This window comes from Candidatus Epulonipiscium viviparus, assembly GCF_000171335.1.
In the GTDB taxonomy this organism is placed as follows: domain Bacteria; phylum Bacillota; class Clostridia; order Lachnospirales; family Cellulosilyticaceae; genus Epulonipiscioides; species Epulonipiscioides viviparus.
The window spans coordinates 10,718-31,198 of the sequence record NZ_ABEQ01000013.3 but is presented as its reverse complement, the minus strand read 5'-3'; the positions used below and the strand labels follow the sequence as shown (position 1 = coordinate 31,198).

The following is a 20,481-nucleotide window of genomic DNA, read 5'->3' as shown; positions in this document are numbered from 1 at the left end:
GAAGATAAATTATAAAACGCTGTCTAATATTATGCTAATTGTGATTCCTACACAATTTGATATTTTACACGAAAGAAAACGTTTGCGTCACTGTTCAATACAATTAAGAGTTCATCGACAGAATATCACGCTTAAATATTTTTTGCGGCAACAAGAGAATATTTTCATGAAAYTTCTCTTTGTGAACARAATTTTAAAAAATATAGGCATACACAAAAAATATTACAAGCGGAAGACAAATTATGTCAAGGAAGAAATAATTGTTGCTTTTATTGCCAAAATATGATATTCTTTTTGAAGTTATTACAAAATAAATTATTTAGAAATATAACAAATATAGAGAGGAAGAATAGCATGAGTAAAATAATGAAAAGACGAATGGCAGAATGCTTGGCACTATCTGTTGGACTATCTGTTATGGGGATGACTCCATCAAGCATCTATGCAGTAGAAACAAAAGAAAAAGTGGCGCTGATCGATATCAATCAACATTGGGCATATGATAGTATCGAAACTCTCATTGAGGCAGGAGTTTTAACTGGATATTCAGACGGAACCTTTCGCCCTAATGCCAACATAACAAGAGCTGAAATGGCGGTGTGTTTACAAAATATATTTGGTTTTAAGCAAACTAATAGCGAAGTATTTAATGATCTAGATTATAGTAAAAATGTAAATGGCTCGTATAATGACTGGGCCACTGATTCTATATTGGCYGTAAGCGATATAATGAATCACGATGGTTTAGCKTTTAGATCAGACGAGTATGCTACCAGGGAGGAAGTTGCCTATGCTATCGCAAATGCATTTAGCTTGGCAGAAAATGGTAATGTACAAAACTTAGAAAAATTGTTTTCTGATAGCAACGAAATTGCGCCCTGGGCAAAGCAAGCTATTAATCAGCTGGTATCAAAACAATATTTGAGCGGTAGACCAGACGGAACATTTGATCCCAAAGGGCATATTTCTCGTGGAGAACTCGCAAGCATCTTAGATAGGATTGCCGTTGAAGTAGTTGCCAATAATGGGGTACATAAGTTAGGTAGAGTTGCGGGCAATGTTGTAATATCCGCAATGGGCAACACGGGCCTACAAGATACTGTAATCATTGGAAATCTATATATTCCTGCTGGCGTTGGGAATGGCCAAATCTTTCTAGATAATGTGGAAGTTCGCGGTACAGTATTTTTTGAAGGAGGTARTTTRATATTAGAAAATACTAAAATAGAAACGCTAATTGTTAATAATGAAGATACCACTATAAAAGGAAATTTTAAATCTGAAGTTGAAGTTGCAGATATTAGAACTGCCGCAAATATCGATGGGCAAATGAGTATTCACACTGTTGTTGCAAAGTCTGATCATATAGATATAGAAGATGTGCCGTTTAAAGTTACTCTCGAAGATGCGTACAAAATTGTTGTTGCAGATCAGCAATTATACGAAGATGATATCGATAGCGATGGCAGAATTATTTTCGACGAATATTATCCRGAGGTCGAAACAGTTGTGGAAACTGTAACTGTTGAGCCCGAATATTCTAATCTTGATACCAAGGTGGAGGAAAATGGCGATATAACTATTTCTAACATGGCCAGAAATGCGTCATCAAATTTTAAATATGCATTGGCTCAGCCCGACCAAGATGTTGAGGATCTATATTTTTTACCCCTCATTCAAGGAAAAATTTCATACCAAGATATGATAATGAATTATGCTGCAGGTGAATATGTACTGGTAATTCAAGAAAATTTAATTGCAGACGGAGATCAAGCGATAAACTATAACGCATACACCAAAGTTCCGATTGCGCTAATTGAAGCACCAATTCTAACAACCACTGCAAACGACGGGGTCAATGCTGTTAATATTAAATTAAATCGAGGTATAATCGTAAGCTTTGACGACATAGCCTGTACAATAAATAATGCGACAGTGCCCTTCACTCAAACTGCCATAGATGAGGGCGGAAATCTAACTCTAACTGCAAGTTTAAATTCTGTTTCTGACGCAGATTTATTTTCTGCTACCATAAATTATCCTTCACAATATTATAATGGTCGCGAGAATGTAACGGTGGTGGCCCCARATACATTTCAAGCAAATGCATCGTTTGAACAAGCTCCAACTCCATCTCTTGCTGTTGTGAATACAAATGATATCACTACAGTTACAGTTGCGATACCACGATCAAAATGGCAAGAAAATTATAAAATGAGCCTCGATGCTGTTAGGCTTCTTAATATCAATCCTGAAGTGGAAACTGTTCCAGGATACCTAGATTTAACTGCAGAATTTAGAAAGGCGTACCATGAAAATCCTGATGCAAACACAATTTCTGTTGTAGTAAGTCAAGCTAGGTTGGACATGCTTCCTACCACTCAAATCAACAACGATATATATGAAGATGGACTTTGCGCCACTGTTTCTGGTCAATCTAGCTTTGTATTACATGGCACTGCTCAGGCGATGGCCAAGCTCAATCCAACTACTGCAAATCCAAATGTCATTCACAACGTAAATTTGGGTACGGCAAAGTCTGGCAAGATGCTAGTTACTGCCAATATCGATACGATCGCAATCGGAAATCCATATTACGTTGAAGTTTCGTTGCTAAATGAATTAGACGGCAAATTTACCAGAGAAATTCCAATTTATGCCGCAGAAATGGAAAATGGCGCTATCGCAAAAGAAATTGATRTTAACGATTTGGGATGGAAGCTGGTTGCCGGAGATGAAGTATGCGTCGCAGTTATTAGTAGCATAGACCCAGAAATAAGAGTAGATTCGAAGACGGTTACCATCGACGAGCTGGATGCGTTCGATCTTAACTATGACATCGCAACAAAATCGCTAACCGTTACAGCTCAGTCGCTAGAAGAGCTGCTTGTAACAGCAAAGTTAATTGATTTAGAAGGAATCAATATGCTCTTTCCCGCAAATCTAACCAAAATAGATGACAATAAGGCCACAATAACAATACCGGTAGATGTTAGACCAGGAGATTGCTTCGAAGTTTCGCTTGCCCTTGCGCGKCCAGTTTGGCATACCCTTGGTGTGTCGGCTCAAAAAATGGTAACCGTTCCTCCTATTGCAGATATGGTCGATATTGATGCGTCTGGAAATATGGTCATAGAAGTAACCAACGCCACCGTTTCAGAAATTCGCAGCGGTGAAGTAAAAGTGCAATTTGATATCACATATAAAAATGGAACCGTCGTGAATCTACCGATAGATCCCCAAGATAATTATGTAAGCTTAAGCGAGACCGAAGATGGTGACTCAATAATGCGAGTTTCTCTTGAGGCAATTGGCGAATATTTAGACGATACCAATGTTTCTATGATTGATGTCTCTATTACTGGTGTCGCAAATTCTTTGGCGGCTAAATCGGGCTTTCCGTTTGCATTGCATCGGGCAGAGGTTTTAGATGTGATAGTAGAAGCAGAYGGTACTATTACGATCGATGCCGCAAACAATATAAACACAAACGACGTTTTTGCAGAAATAATTTTTACTGATACTGCGGGCAACGAGCTTGAGACTTTTGCGGTATCTGAGATTAATGAAAAAACAAAACTTGGCAACAACTTTGCCGAGATAAGTAATCAAGCTACAACCGTAACTGCAACTTTATATGGAAAAGACTGGAAAATACTGCCATCRGCTAAATATGAGGTATATGTAGAGCCTATAACAATGGTCGCAAAAGCAGATGAGGCAAAAACGGTGGTATCCCTCAGAAATGCTGACAAATATTTGGACTCTGAAACAGCTCTGCTAAAAGATGACTATAAGCTGACTATAAATGATATGGAAATTGACACAGCTGCCTGGACTATTAACGGATCAGAAGCGACGCAAGTCATACCTTTTGGCGAAATCGTCGATGCCGGAATTATGGATACAGATATAATAGTGGCAATGGAGAGCTTAGAAAATACTTGGATCGAGCAAAAAGCGGTTCAGGCCATAGAGCTGACAATGGATGATACAAATATCAAATTTGACTATCCGGAGACAGACGATGTTATACAAATAAGATTGATTGATGGAAAAGAAAATCGAAATACTATTAGCTTATCAAGAAGAAAGATAGTAGAGTCGGCAGTAGTTGAAGGTGGGGCTACGAAATATATTCTAAGGGGAGTAGTGTCAACTATACTGCAGAAACAAGGTTTAAAGATGGAAGAAGATGGCAAGGATATGGTAATAACGGTTCCGTCTGCTTTATTCCCAAAAGGAAACGATGACTATACGTTACAAATGTATTTGGAGGTAGACGAAAAAAATTATTATAAAGAACAAGGATCTGGGGATCTTCCGTCAATAAGAATTGATCCTGATCAGAACCAAATAATAGCGGATAAGGCCAATCGCTTTGCTAGGATATGGGACGACGAGAACCAAAAACTATGCGACGACGTTAAAATAATTGATATGAACACGCAAGAGGAAATTACTGGATGGAAAAACTTAAGTAACATTAGAATTTATACAGATCGTCCGCATAATTTGACTGCKGTAGAACTAATAGATAAGCGTAATATTTTGGCTTCGAGGAGCGACGAAGAATTGGCGAAAGCATCATACAACCTCTCATGGGCACAAGGAATTAACGAGCAGATTATCGCAGTTCGGGTGGCYGATGCCTACGAAAATGCCGGATCGCTCGAAGCAAATCTCAACGTGACAGCAACAGTGGATGGATCAAACGCTATTGCTATAATAAAAGATGGCGCACCGGTGGCTGGTGTAACAATCAAAAAGGATGCGGCCGACGATGCGATCMTCACTTTCGATCGTGCAGAGCTCGGAATTACGGATGTTACTCGACCRATYAATATCGCAGCAAACCRAGCTGTAACAGTATCGCTTACTACAGCCGATGGTGATGCAATCTCTACTATCGCTCAAGAAATTTCTCAACTACCTGCACCAGAARTCGCGGCCGTTGGAGATGATGTAACAGTAACATTGCCATCAACTTTGGCCACAGCATTGGCRGAWAGCAAAATGGTTGCATACTAYAGCGTCGATGCYCAGCCAGGAAAAGCTACCAGATGGGAATCAATCGATGCGAACGAATGGAATACAACGGSCGGAAATGTAGTTGCGACAATAGCCGATGTTGCAGCTGATGTTACTGTTGATGTAGCCATATTTGATCTTAAAAATTGGTATAATTTGTCTAGTAGRGCTAGTTTTGTGATGCCAGAAAAAGAGGCATACAACCTCTCATGGGCACAAGGAATTAACGAGCAGATTATCGCAGTTCGGGTRGCTGAYGCCTAYGAAAATGCCGGATCRCTCGAAGCAARTCTCAACGTGACAGCAACAGTGGATGGAWCAAAYGCTATTGCTATAATAAAAGATGGCRCACCGGTGGCTGGTGTAACAATCAAAAAGGATGCGGCCGACGATGCGATCCTCACTTTCGATCGTGCAGAGCTCGGGATTACGGATGTTACYCGACCAATYAATATCGCAGCAAACCAAGCTGTAACAGTATCGCTTACTACAGCCGATGGTGAYGAAATCTCTACTATCGCTCAAGAAATTTCTCAACTACCTRMRCCAGAAGTCGCGGCCGTTGGAGATGATGTAACAGTAACATTGCCATCAACTTTGGCCACAGCRTTGGCGGATAGCAAAATGGTTGCATACTACAGCGTCGATGCYCAGCCAGGAAAAGCTACCAGATGGGAATCARTCGATGCGAACGAATGGAATACAACGGGCGGAAATGTAGTTGCGACAATAGCCGATGTTGCAGCTRATRYTACTGTTGATGTAGCCATATTTGATCTTAAAAATTGGTATAATTTGTCTAGTAGGGCTAGTTTTGTGATGCCAGAAAAAGAGGCATACAACCTCTCATGGGCACAAGGAATTAACGAGCAGATTATCGCAGTTCGGGTRGCYGATGCCTATGAAAATGCCGGATCGCTCGAAGCAAATCTCAACGTGACAGCAACAGTGGATGGATCAAACGCTATTGCTATAATAAAAGATGGTGCACCGGTGGCTGGCGTAACAATCAAAAAGGATGCGGCCGACGATGCGATCCTCACTTTCGATCGTGCAGAGCTCGGGATYACGGATGTTACTCGACCRATYAATATYGCAGCAAACCGAGYTGTAACAGTATCGCTTACTACAGCCGATGGTGATGAAATCTCTACTATCGCTCAAGAAATTTCTCAACTACCTRMRCCAGAAATTGCCGCCGTTGGAGATGATGTAACAGTAACATTGCCATCAACTTTGGCCACAGCGTTGGCGGATAGCAAAATGGTTGCATACTACAGCGTCRATGCYCAGCCAGGAAAAGCTACCAGATGGGAATCAATCGATGCGAACGAATGGAATACAACGGSCGGAAATGTAGTTGCGACAATAGCCGRTRTTGCAGCTAATGAAGCTGATGCTACTGTTGATGTAGCCATATTTGATCTTAAAAATTGGTATAATTTGTCTAGTAGRGCTAGTTTTGTGATGCCAGAAAAAGAGGCATACAACCTCTCATGGGCACAAGGAATTAACGAGCAGATTATCGCAGTTCGGGTRGCCGATGCCTACGAAAATGCCGGATCACTCGAAGCAAATCTCAACGTGACAGCAACAGTGGATGGATCAAACGCTATTGCTATAATAAAAGATGGCGCACCGGTGGCTGGTGTAACAATCARAAAGGATGCCGCCGACGATGCGATCCTCACTTTCGATCGTGCAGAGCTCGGGATTACGGATGTTACTCGACCAATCAATATCGCAGCAAACCGAGCTGTAACAGTATCGCTTACTACAGCCGATGGTGATGMAATCTCTACTATCGCTCAAGAAATTTCTCAACTACCTGCACCAGAAATYGCSGCCGTTGGAGATGATGTAACAGTAACATTGCCATCAACTTTGGCCACAGCATTGGCGGATAGCAAAATGGTTGCATACTACAGCGTCGATGCTCAGCCAGGAAAAGCTACCAGATGGGAATCAATCGATGCGAACGAATGGAATACAACGGGCGGAAATGTAGTTGCGACAATAGCCGATGTTGCAGCTGANGCTGNTACTGTTGATGTAGCCATATTTGATCTTAAAAATTGGTATAATTTGTCTAGTAGRGCTAGTTTTGTGATGCCAGAAAAAGAGGCRTACAACCTCTCATGGGCACAAGGAATTAACGAGCAGATTATCGCAGTTCGGGTAGCCGATGCCTACGAAAATGCCGGATCRCTCGAAGCAARTCTCAACGTGACAGCAACAGTGGATGGAWCMAATGCTATTGCTATAATAAAAGATGGCGCACCGGTGGCTGGTGTAACAATCAAAAAGGATGCSGYCGACGATGCGATCCTCACTTTCGATCGTGCAGAGCTCGGGATCACGGATGTKACKCGACCAATYAATATCGCAGCAAACCRAGCTGTAACAGTATCGCTTACTACAGCCGMTGGTGAYGAAATCTCTACTATCGCTCAAGAAATTTCTCAACTACCTGCACCAGAAGTCGCTGCCGTTGGAGATGATGTAACAGTAACATTGCCATCAACTTTGGCCACAGCRTTGGCAGAAAGCAAAATGGTTGCATACTACAGCGTCRATGCYCAGCCAGGAAAAGCTACCAGATGGGAATCAATCGATGCGAACGAATGGAATACAACGRGCGGAAATGTAGTTGCGACAATAGCCGRYRTTGCAGCTGATGYTACTGTTGATGTAGCCATATTTGATCTTAAAAATTGGTATAATTTGTCTAGTAGGGCTAGTTTTGTGATGCCAGAAAAAGARGCATACAACCTCTCATGGGCACAAGGAATTAACGAGCAGATTATCGCAGTTCGGGTGGCTGACGCCTATGAAAATGCCGGATCACTCGAAGCAAATCTCAACGTGACAGCAACAGTGGATGGAACMAATGCTATTGCTATAATAAAAGATGGCGCACCGGTGGCTGGTGTAACAATCAAAAAGGATGCGGCCGACGATGCGATCCTCACTTTCGATCGTGCAGAGCTCGGGATCACGGATGTTACTCGACCAATTAATATCGCAGCAAACCAAGTTGTAACAGTATCGCTTGCTACAGCCGATGGTGACGAAATCTCTACTATCGCTCAAGAAATTTCTCAACTACCTAAGCCAGAAGTCGCTGCCGTTGGAGATGATGTAACTGTAACATTGCCATCAACTTTGGCCACAGCATTGGCGGATAGCAAAATGGTTGCATACTACAGCGTCAATGCCCAGCCAGGAAAAGCTACCAGATGGGAATCAATCGATGCGAACGAATGGAATACAACGGCCGGAAATGTAGTTGCGACAATAGCCGGCATTACAGCTGATGCTACTGTTGATGTAGCCATATTTGATCTTAAAAATTGGTATAATTTGTCTAGTAGGGCTAGTTTTGTGATGCCAGAAAAAGAGGCATACAACCTCTCATGGGCACAAGGAATTAACGAGCAGATTATCGCAGTTCGGGTGGCTGATGCCTATGAAAATGCCGGATCACTAGAAGCAAATCTTAACGTGACAGCAACAGTGGATGGATCAAATGCTATTGCTATAATAAAAGATGGTGCACCGGTGGCTGGTGTAACAATCAAAAAGGATGCGGCCGACGATGCGATCCTCACTTTCGATCGTGCAGAGCTCGGGATTACGGATGTGACGCGACCAATCAATATCGCAGCAAACCGAGCTGTAACAGTATCGCTTGCTACAGCCGATGGTGATGAAATCTCTACTATCGCTCAAGAAATTTCTCAACTACCTGCACCAGAAATCGCGGCCGTTGGAGATGATGTAACAGTAACAYTGCCATCAACTTTGGCCACAGCATTGGCRGAAARCAAAATGGTTGCATACTACAGCGTCRATGCYCAGCCAGGAAAAGCTACCAGATGGGAATCAATCGATGCGAACGAATGGAATACAACGGGCGGAAAYGYRGTTGCGACAATAGCCGRTRTTGCAGCTGATRYTACTGTTGATGTAGCCATATTTGATCTWAAAAATTGGTATAATTTGTCTAGTAGRGCTAGTTTTGTGATGCCAGAAAAAGARGCGTACAACCTCTCATGGGCACAAGGAATTAACGAGCAGATTATCGCAGTTCGGGTGGCCGATGCCTATGAAAATGCCGGATCACTCGAAGCAAATCTCAACGTGACAGCAACAGTGGATGGATCAAACGCTATTGCTATAATAAAAGATGGTGCACCGGTGGCTGGTGTAACAATCAAAAAGGATGCGGCCGACGATGCGATCCTCACTTTCGATCGTGCAGAGCTCGGAATTACGGATGTTACTCGACCAATTAATATCGCAGCAAACCGAGCTGTAACAGTATCGCTTACTACAGCCGATGGTGACGAAATCTCTACTATCGCTCAAGAAATTTCTCAACTACCTGCACCAGAAGTCGCGGCCGTTGGAGATGATGTAACAGTAACATTGCCATCAACTTTGGCCACAGCGTTGGCGGATAGCAAAATGGTTGCATACTACAGCGTCGATGCCCAGCCAGGAAAAGCTACCAGATGGGAATCAATCGATGCGAACGAATGGAATACAACGGGCGGAAACGCGGTTGCGACAATAGCCGATGTTGCAGCTGATACTACCGTTGATGTAGCCATATTTGATCTTAAAAATTGGTATAATTTGTCTAGTAGGGCTAGTTTTGTGATGCCAGAAAAAGAGGCATACAACCTCTCATGGGCACAAGGAATTAACGAGCAGATTATCGCAGTTCGGGTGGCTGATGCCTACGAAAATGCCGGATCGCTCGAAGCAAATCTCAATGTGACAGCAACAGTGGATGGATCAAACGCTATTGCTATAATAAAAGATGGCGCACCGGTGGCTGGTGTAACAATCAAAAAGGATGCGGCCGACGATGCGATCCTCACTTTCGATCGTGCAAAGCTAGGGATCACGGATGCCATGCGACCAGTCAATACTACAGCAAATCGAATGATAGCGATAGCGCTTACTACAGCCGATGGGGACGAACTCGCGACTATTACTCAGGAAGTTGCCCARTTGCCTGAACCGATAATCGCAACTTCGGGGGACGATGTGACTATTACTTTGTTGCCGTCTCCGGGCGAAAACGCAAATGACACGCTTGCAGATTTGGCGGAGGGCACTCTTGTTACTTATTATAGCGTGAACTCACGGCCGTTTAGAAATGTCAAGTGGGCGGCGATTGACGCTAGCGCTTGGAGTATTGTGGACGGAAAGCTTTGGACTACGATAGCTGATGCGGCGAYGAACAATGGGAATATAGTTGATGTCATTATGTTTGATCTTAARAATTGGTATAAATTGTCAATTACGACTAGTTTTGAGATCCCAGAACAAAATGAATTTGCTCTCAGATGGGGGCAAGGCGAGGACGAGAATACGGTCGCAGTGCGGGCGACAGGCGCRTATGCAGATGATGGGGCTCTCAAATCTAAACTCGGATTGTTTGCGACTGGGGCAACGAAGAAAATTTCATTAGTATCGGAGGGAATTGCTGAGGAGGGGGTTACCATAAAAAAAGAAGCGGACGATGCTATTATCACGTTTGATAGAGAAATACTGAACATAGCGGATTTCGAAAGACCAGAGACGATTTCAAACCAAACTGTAACGCTGGTTTTAACAGACTCTAATCACAACGAATTATCTACAATTACTAAGGTGGTTGCGCCGTTGCCGGTTCCAGAAATTACAGCATCGGGGGCTGATGTAGTTGTAACTTCCAAAATTAATATTGATGACTTGCAGAGTGGGAATGTTGTGGCGTACTACAAATTTAATAACGCTGTATGGAAGGCAATGAAGGCCAGCTCCTGGAAGATTCTTGATGGAAAGGCTCGGGCAACAATTGAGAATGCGCCGGCCAACGCAACGGTTGATGTAGCTATGTTTGATACACAAAATTGGCACAACTTGTCTAGCAGAGCTAGCTTTGTGACTCCAGATATGAGCGCGTTCGCATTGGAATGGGCTGATGTGGCAGCGGAGGAGAATCACTTATATATTAGAGTKGCCAATGGATTTAAAGAACAGAACACTCTGAAAAAYAATCTTACATTGCTAGTGGATGATACGAAAGTTGTGGATGGTGGAGTTGCAGCGGAGGGTATCGAGATTACCGATGATACATATGATGCGATAGTGAARATTCCGTTTGGCGCAGTGGGGCTTTCGCAAGAGGGCGTGGCATATGACGCGACGGGTGTCGTTGTTGATGTTAGGTTACAAGGAGCTGCAGATGAAATAAAAATTAGTAAACAAATTGTGAGGCCAACGTTAATTTTAGAGGGCAATGAACTCGTGTTGGAAGTGGATGGCGCGGTCGATACAAATCAGTTGGATGTGAACAAAATGAGGTTTGGCAACGCAGAAGCAGTTATGTCTCGCGCTATTGCAATGGCAACGATGAAGACGGAGGTTGAGGTGGATGACTTGACTTGGGTTGTTGCRGGCGACAAGAAGAGGGCAACGATCGTGGATGAGCAAAGCTATAGAGATCATTTTGCCGGTGGCTTAAACAATGTTGAAGTTTTGGTATCTGACAGAAGTTGGTTTAACGTGATTAGCGTATCGAACGCTGTGGACATGCCAGCATTGGAAGAGCCGGAGGAAGGRCTGTTTGCCAAGTTTGTGGACAGCGAAGATGCAAAAACAGAAGTTGCGATAGAAATCCCTGCGTTCTGCGTGGATGGAGCAGCCTTTGTGCCAGGATACAGTTTGAGGATTGGTAAAGTGAARGGGTTGGATGTCGAAACGGAAACTGTTGTTACCACTACCGCGAAATCGGGAGCAATCGTGGTGACTATATTGCCAAAACCTGGRAATCCCGACAAAGCGATTGTGACATTTGCCGCCAGCGATTTGGGAGATTTGGCCGAGGTCACTGCAATTACGGCGAGTATGCATTATGGTAACGAAGATTCTTCAGTCGCGCGACAGGCTATTACGGCGGCACCGGCAGTGGCTATAGATTTGGATCATGCTGATAGGGCAACGATGAAGTTGGTAGCAGACTCTATAACTGACGGAACTGTTGCGGTGAGATTGGCTGGAGATGATCAGGTGCTTGCAGAACTTGTGGATGGAGTGGCAYTCATCGAAATTCCAGAGGAATGGGTCGGCGAAGCGGGAGATTCTATCAGCGCCACAACGATGGGGAACAAGTGGCATATCACCGATACAATATCAGAAAATTTGGGAGAGGTAAATCAGTTGGCGGCTCCCGAGATGACATTGATCGATTATGATAAACGACAAGTTTTGATCATGCTAGATAGAAATGATGTAATAGAAAATAACAAGATTCGCGACGGCATAAAAGTAAGTTACACAACTGCAACTAGAAATTCTAGATCGGCAACCGACATTACGGAAATGTTTGGGAATGGGGTTAATGCGGTAGTAACAGCGCCTGATGAAGCATTACTATATACGGTAACTGTGGAAGATACGCACAACTGGCTCAATAAAGCTGGCTCGAGCACACTTGCCATCGTGGATGAATCAGCTGCAGATGATAAATATGAGTTGAAGTGGAAAGAGGATGGGGGCAACATAGCGGTTACAATTTCCAATGTACTAAAAGACAACACCAGTACAGAGCTAAAAGATGGGCTATCCGTGAAAATTTTACGAGGGGTATCAACAGTTTTGGAAGTGGAGCCAACCATTAAAAATGATGGCGCGGGCAATGCGGTTATGTCTTTTGCGGCAGAGGATTTATATGGCAGCTTGGCAGTGGGCAATGTGATCTCTGTTGCGCTATATCAAGAAGATACAAAGGATCCGATTGCATTGATTTTGCAAGAAGTTTTTGAATCGCCGAGCATCGTAATTGATAACGCAAAAACGACCAACGATACGATACATTTCAAAATTCCTGGAGCGCATCGAGCGGTGCTTGCAAATATGGAAGAAATAAATTACGCCGACTTTGCGGTTGAGCTACATTTATTGACGCAGCAAGGGAAAACGGTGGATGTAATAAAAACAGACTTAGAGGACATATTGGAGAACGGCGCGAGCTTTGGAGAAGATTCAGAATGGGAAGCGGCAATAGATAATACGATCAAAGCCGTCGTATCGTATGACGCATGGAATGTATTACCAGCGGAAACCAATATCGGAGAGATCTCGCAATTTGTAGCACCAGAGCTGATATTAGCCGGCAAGGAGGTGCGCATTAGCATAGACAGTAATGATTACAAAAAGGATGGAGTAAAACTCGCTGTAACTTATACTCCATATAGCGCATCAGCTGCAGAAACATTAGTAGTTCCGGTAGATGAAATAGATTGGATAGAATCTACAAGAGGGGGCAAGGAAGATGCCATTCTCAGCGAAGTTGTCGAACTTGCCAATGCAACAAACATTAGCGTCACGATTGATGATAACAATTGGTTGAACAAAGCAAATACATCGAAAACTTTGGCAAAAGGCCCAATAAAAGAGCTATTAACATTTGGATGGGGAGCAGTCGCAAATACTATYGCAGTGGAGGCGACAAACGCATACGAAACAAGTGGGCAATTAAAAGAGGGGATCGAGATAGTTGCCACGACATTTGATGAGTCGGGCGAGACGATAGCAGTGTTGAGTACAGCAAACGGCGACTTTGCGACAGAAGCCACTCCAAAAGAAGGGGAGCCAACTACAGCGATAATTACTTTTGACGCAAAAGACTTGGGCGATCTAAAAGTTGGAAACAAAGTTAGAGTGGTGGTCTGTCATGAGGATTCGTACGTAACAGACAACGAGGATGATGCGGACAATTGGATAGAGCAAGAGATTTACGCGGCACCTATAATGAGCCAACTAAACGATGCTGTTAGCAAAATYACATTTGACCTARCCAAAGTTGCAAATGTAGATTATGGCAATTTGCGAGCAGAGCTAACGCTGGATGGTGTGAATAAAGTGGTAGCAACAGAGGAAGAGCTGCTGAATGGAATAGCACCGTCGGAGTGGTCGGATACAGGAACTATTTTAGCGAAAGTGGTTAGTGATAAGTGGTATATTGCAGAACAAACGACAGCGGAAGATGTAGGATATACAATTAAGTTTCCGACTCCAAAGATATTTGTGGATGGGGACGAAATTACGGTTACGCTAAATAAGATCGTAGCTTTTGATCAAGATAACATCTTAACGTTGTGGAATGAAAAAACGCAGCAGTTGAAAGATACTGTGGTCGTTGAATATGTCACATCTCAAGGAATTTTGAAGACCCCTTCGAGGTTAGAAGATTTTGAAGACGGCGGAACTATCAAAGCTACATTTAAACTGGACGATAGCTCGGCAACAGCAATTACGGTTCGAGTATATGATAGCGGTTACTGGACGCATCGACCTAGCTCGGCAACAGCGCAACTTAAAGATGCTCCACCGGCAGCGGGTCCGGTAGTGACAACTGCGAAAGAAACCGAGAAGGCAATTGAATTGGTGATAGAAAATTTAACTGCAAATCATAGGCTATATTATAGAAAGCAAGGCTCTAGCGAGAGATTCGAAGTAGCAGCCGGAAATGTAACATTGACGGTAGATGATTTGGAAAAATTAGGATTAATCGCAGGAGATCGCATAGAAGTGGTTGTAGATGATGGAAATACGACAGAGGTTCTGTATACTTCTAAAGCGGAAGTGAGAGAATTGGCAGCAAAACCGACTCTTGCAAACAAAAATGGGGCTGTTATAATTTACCTACCGGTTGATGCTGGCATATGGAATGCGGATGGCACAGTAAGAGGAGGCGAGGTAGAGGCTAAAATAGAGGCGACTATATCAACGGCTCTTGCGGCATACCTGAGCACCTATTTTTCATTGCCTTCAAATGTAATCACGACGGATTTGCCGTTAGAMGGTARATGGGCAATGGAGAATGGCAAGATGGCATGGACAATACCGGAAACATATCTAAGAGACCGCGAAAAAGTGGCAGTAATTTTTGACGATGTAGATAACTGGATGACGGCTTCTGTAAAGTCAAATCAACTGGAAACAGGGGCAAGCGGTTTGGACGATGTGTCAATAGATAATGTAATAGCAGATGAAGAGGGGATTAGCTTTGACATTGTAAATGCCGATGATATGAACATCTATATGCGAAAAAATTCTGGAGATTTAGTGAAAGTTGCAAAGATCTATAACGCGGTGAACGTAACTGCAAAAGAGTTAGAAGCTCTGGAGTTGGAAGCGGGTGACAGGGTTGAATTTTTGGTTGCAGACGAAGATGACGCGCGAGTGATATATACATCTCCTGAAGTTGAGGCATTTCCGATACCTAAATTGGAAACGAGAGGCGACACGATGGTAGTATCACTTCCGGTAACAGCAGATTTGTGGAATGCAAGCGGCGAGATATCTGATGATGTGAAAGCAACTATTTCGTCTACACTGAATTGGTATATTGTGGCAAATTCGGGAACATCCACACCATTGCCGTTAGACGGAGAGTGGACCAGAGAAGGAAGCGACATGATATGGACTATTCCGGCCGCATATGTTCGAGAAGGATATAAGATAGTAGTAACTTTTGATGATCTGAGCTGGATGGTCGCATCGACAAGATCGAATGAGGAGACAGCTCCGAGCGGAACAGTGGAACCAGAGGAGACTCAACTGGCCGTGAAATGGGTTAAGGAAGTGGTAGATGACGAAGTATCGGTGAAAGTGAGTGGCGCATATGAAAACGATGCGATAAAGCCGAATTTAAAATTGGTGCTGAAAAAAATCTTTGCCGATGGGACTAACAAATACATTCCGATAACAGATGATCTGGCGCAAGAAGCAAACTTAAAAATAACGAGAGAAGGAAACACAGCAGTAGTAACGATGGATGCGTATGACCGCTTGGAAATAGTGGGTGGCGAGACTGCATTTGTAATACAGCTATTGAACGCGTTTAATGAGATGGTTAGCGAAGATACCTTTACGATGGTAGATATTATAGCATCGATGAGCAGGTCTCGAGCAGCAGCAGTGGCGACGGATGTAAAGGTTGAAGCAAAAGACGGTGGACTGCAATTTACATTGCCAGAAGACAAGATAGAGAAAAACACAAAGATATCGTATGGAAAGAGAGAAGACAGTGACATTTCCACAACGATAAAAGCTGGAGATCTAAACTTGGAAGAAAATGTAGTTTATATTAATGCGGCACAAATCGAGGCGCTCCAGTTGAAAGCAAACGAAGTAATTGTGGTAAGTATAGATTATGACGGAGCTTGGTATACTGCAAGTGAAGTGGTAGAAACCAAAGGAGTACAGCAGTTATCGGCACCGGAGCTATATAAAACTACATCCGGAGACCTGGTAATTATTTTGGATAAGATTCAGGACGGAATAGATATATGGAACGGTGTGGACGGCATAAATGACAAAATAGTAGTAACATATGAATTTGACCCAGGCTATACGGTAACTGCAGCGACGGGAAAAGAACTGGAGTGGGCAATAACTGCAGATGGCGAGCATATTAGGGCAGAAATCGAGCTAGCCGATCTTAAGGGACACAAAGAAATAGAAGTTACAATAGCGGCTGTGGATAATGCGTTAATTGAGAGTGCATCGGTGAGGAAAAATTTTGCAAATATCAGTATAGAAACCGATCCGGATATTAAGATAGAGGGAGAGATTGAATTCGAATGGGCTACCGATCCAAACTTCGCATCTTCGGAGTATGTTACAGTAAAAATACCAGACGGGTTTAACGCGTATACGAAAAAGCTAAATAATATGAAGATAGAGCTATCAAAAGGAGCGGTAGATCATTATACGACAGAAATAGTTTCTAACTTTAGAGAACTTAATACCAAAGACAAGAGGGTCGAAATAGTGGTATCGGAAGATCCCAAAACTGCGGGGACAGCGCTGGTAACATTTAGAGCTGCGGAGCTAGGAATAACAGCAGAAGACGATGGAAAGTATGTAAACGCATTTTTGTATAATGGGCTGTATTCGGAAGAGTATGTAGATAAAATCAGTCGACAATTGAAAATGGACGCGAATACGACTGTGGAAATTGAACACGATAAGGACACCGCAAAAAACACTAGCCTGATGAAAATTATAGCAACATCGACCGACCCCGATGCGCAACATACGATACAATACAAAGTGAACAGACGCAGCGGAGAATCAACAGATTTGATAGACTATCCTGCAGCAGGCGTACCGATTCATTCGTTAAACTTAGAAGAAGGAGATACCGTCACCGCATATGCGATAAACAAATTTGTGGAAAACTGGTGGGAAGTAGCATCAGAAAAAACAACGGTAGCAGTAAAAAAAGTTGAGATTTATGCACGTGAAAATTATGATAAAGTGGAGTTAACGGTAACAGGAAAAGGGTTAACGCAAGAGTTGATAAATGGTCTGATTATTAAGTATACAGGACGAATAAACGGAGAAGAGAAAACGTATTTGTTTGATGAGGTCGAGTTTGATGCGGTAAATAGCATGACAGCATACGGAACAATCGAGAAGGAAGTGTTTGAAAGCACGGGAATTGAGGGAAAAGATATTCCGTCGACATTTGAAGCAAGTAACGCCAGCTGGTTATTGGTATCGAACCCATCGAATAAAGTACTGCTAGACATAGAAAAGGAAAAGATCAACGGATTTAAAATGACTATCAGCGAAGATCTCAAAGACATAATAATTAGCATTCCAGCAGGTGGAAATATCCGAGTAGATGCAGAGGGCAAGCTTAGCGAAACGTTTAAGATTTGGACCGAAGAAGACATGGTAGAAATAACGGATGATATATATATAAATTGGATAAATAATGGTAACGTAATAGAAGGGCGCATTGGGATAGAGGAGCTGGATAAGACGCTAAAGCTAAACGAGCAAACTGCTAAAGTGGTTGATAGAAGCATAGTATTACAGTTAGGTGAGGACGATGATAAAAAAGTAAACGAAATGAGGAAACCGATTGTAGTACCGCCAGCACCAGGAGCGATATTTAGATCTGGAAGCATGAATATAACGAAGCCAAAAGAAGGAGACTTTGATACTGTAAGTACTGCAGCAGGAATTACGTATACGATAGAATATGGAATAAAGGGAATTAATCTAGAAACAATCGATGGTAACATGGATGCATCTTTTAAATTATCGGGATGGCGCGACTTACCGTATGGCTTAAAGGTTGGAGACAGAGTAAATATAATTTTAAGCTCTAACTTGGGAGATAGTATAAACGAATTAGCAGTGCCGATGGTTTTTGAATCTGCACCAGCCGTGGAATTAGTTACACCAACATTAAAGTATAATGAGAACACAAAAAAAATTACAGTAGTTGCGGATACAGAAACAAAAGTAGAAGTAATAAAGGGAAATCCGCAAAACGTAACATTGGATGAAAACAAAGCATTTGAAGTAAATGAGAAAAAGGCAAAAGATGGCGATAAATATGCTGTAAGTGCAACATTGGGCGAAAAAGGACAAGATGTACCATATATTAGCAAACCAGCGGAGCTTGCAATAAAAGAAGTGACCATAGAAAATATGGAATTTATACCACGAGAGCTAGCCACGATCGCAACATACGAAGAGTACGTTATTAAGGTAACACTAAGCGAGCCAGTAAATGCGGAAGAAGTGAAATTGACATGGCAATCAACAGCTTCAACAAGAGATAAAATTGATTTGCGTCGCGACCCGGGAGAAGCGATCACAAAAGTATTCTACGCAGAGGTGCCGCATCTGACACTAGATGATAAGGACAGTAACATTGTAGTAAGCTTGGAGACAGCAACAAATAATAACCTCTCGACATATTATAAGACAGCCGTCGCGAGTTTAACTGATATCAATAAAACAAAAGCACAGCTTCCAGCGCCGTGGGTAGAAGTATCGGACTTGGGAATTGTGACAGTGGATACGCGAGAAATAGATGAAACAGGAGCAACATATGACGTATTTTATTACACAACGAATTCGCCATACGAGACAAAAATAAACGGTCCGATCGATGCGATGAAGTTGTATTTAAACGCTGGGGATAAAATGTTTATCGTGGCACGACCGAACGGAAATTCAATTAGCGATTATATAGCATCGGAATTAGTGGAATTGGAGAAATTGACAGCCCCTACTATTGCAGCAACACTGACAGGAGATAAAGAAGATAATGGAAAAATCGAAATAATTAAAGCCGACAAAATAATTGAAGACGATGAGGGTGATATAATCAAGTTTTATTTTACAGAAGATGTAGGTGGAGCAAAAATAAGGATAGATGGTGTATTTCATACAACGGCAACAGATAAAGAAATCTATAGATATACCGGACCGATCAAGATCAACGATATGTTACCAATAGACTATGTGTATACGCAAAAGCTAGTAGCAATAGCGACAGGCAAAGAGGACAAAAATGGAGATGAGTCAAAAGATCTGTATATTCCGGCCGTATCAGAAAAGACATTTGTGGCACCAGACCTGATGTTAGCAAAGCCGATAATAGAGCTCAATGCTAAAGGGATTACGGTTGTTAACGATGAAATGTATAGCAAAGTGTATATCGCATATCAAGACGAACCGATTAGATTAGCGGATATAAACGATCCGAGTAAGTTATCAGGTGCTACAAAAAATAAACAACTAGATCGAGATCAGATATATGTATATTCAGTGAAAGGAGAAGAAGGGCTACAATTGCCAAATGACGCAGATATAATAGTAGAAATACAAGTGCTCGCCGTAAACGAGAACTATCAAAAACCTGCAATATCATCGAAGATATTGTATAAAGGCGACGTAAGAAATGCGAAACCTGTGGCAGTTGCAGCGCCGATGGCATATGTTGAAAAGGGTCAAATATTTTTTGAATGCTATACATTTAACGAAATAGCAGAAGATGAAGCCGAGATGAGTATAGAATATTCATTAGAAGAAGAGATATGGAACGAGATGGAAGAAAGCGGTGATGGATATAAGATACCGGAATATGATAAGGATAAAATACTAAATGAGGAAATAAAAGTGAGAGCAATACTAAAAAGAAACGGAGAGGAATATATCTCGAGGGAAATGGGTGCGAATGAATTTGCAACAGAAGTGTTAATAGCAATAGAAGAGATAGCGAAAGAGCCGGTTGTAGCAGAGACAGAAACCTGGGATATAGCTCAAGAGATAGATAAATTAGCAGATAGTATATTTGTAGCAGAAGAAGAGATAAAAATTGAAGAAGACGAGGTAGAAGAATATGCAGAAATAGAGGAAGAAATAGAGATAGGAGAATATATGGAAAATTATGATTCTTTAGAGGAAGAACTGGTGGCACTACATGAGGCATTAATAGCATTTAAAGAAGAAGCTGAAGATCTCGAAGATGATGTAATTGACCCAGAAATAGAAGAAGAAATAGAAGAAGAAATAGAAGAAGAAATAGAAGTTGAAATAGAAATACCGGATTTGGACTTTAGCTTGCTATAAGAA

At 42.2% G+C, this 20,481-nt stretch carries 1 protein-coding gene; it reads left to right on the top strand.

The genetic code is table 11. From position 1 onward, the window contains the following. Window positions 1-282 precede the first annotated feature (282 nt). Entirely contained in the window at window positions 283-20,478 is a 20,196-nt protein-coding gene (locus EPU_RS03100) for an S-layer homology domain-containing protein (protein WP_083792544.1), read from the top strand. Window positions 20,479-20,481: the final 3 nt, after the last annotated feature.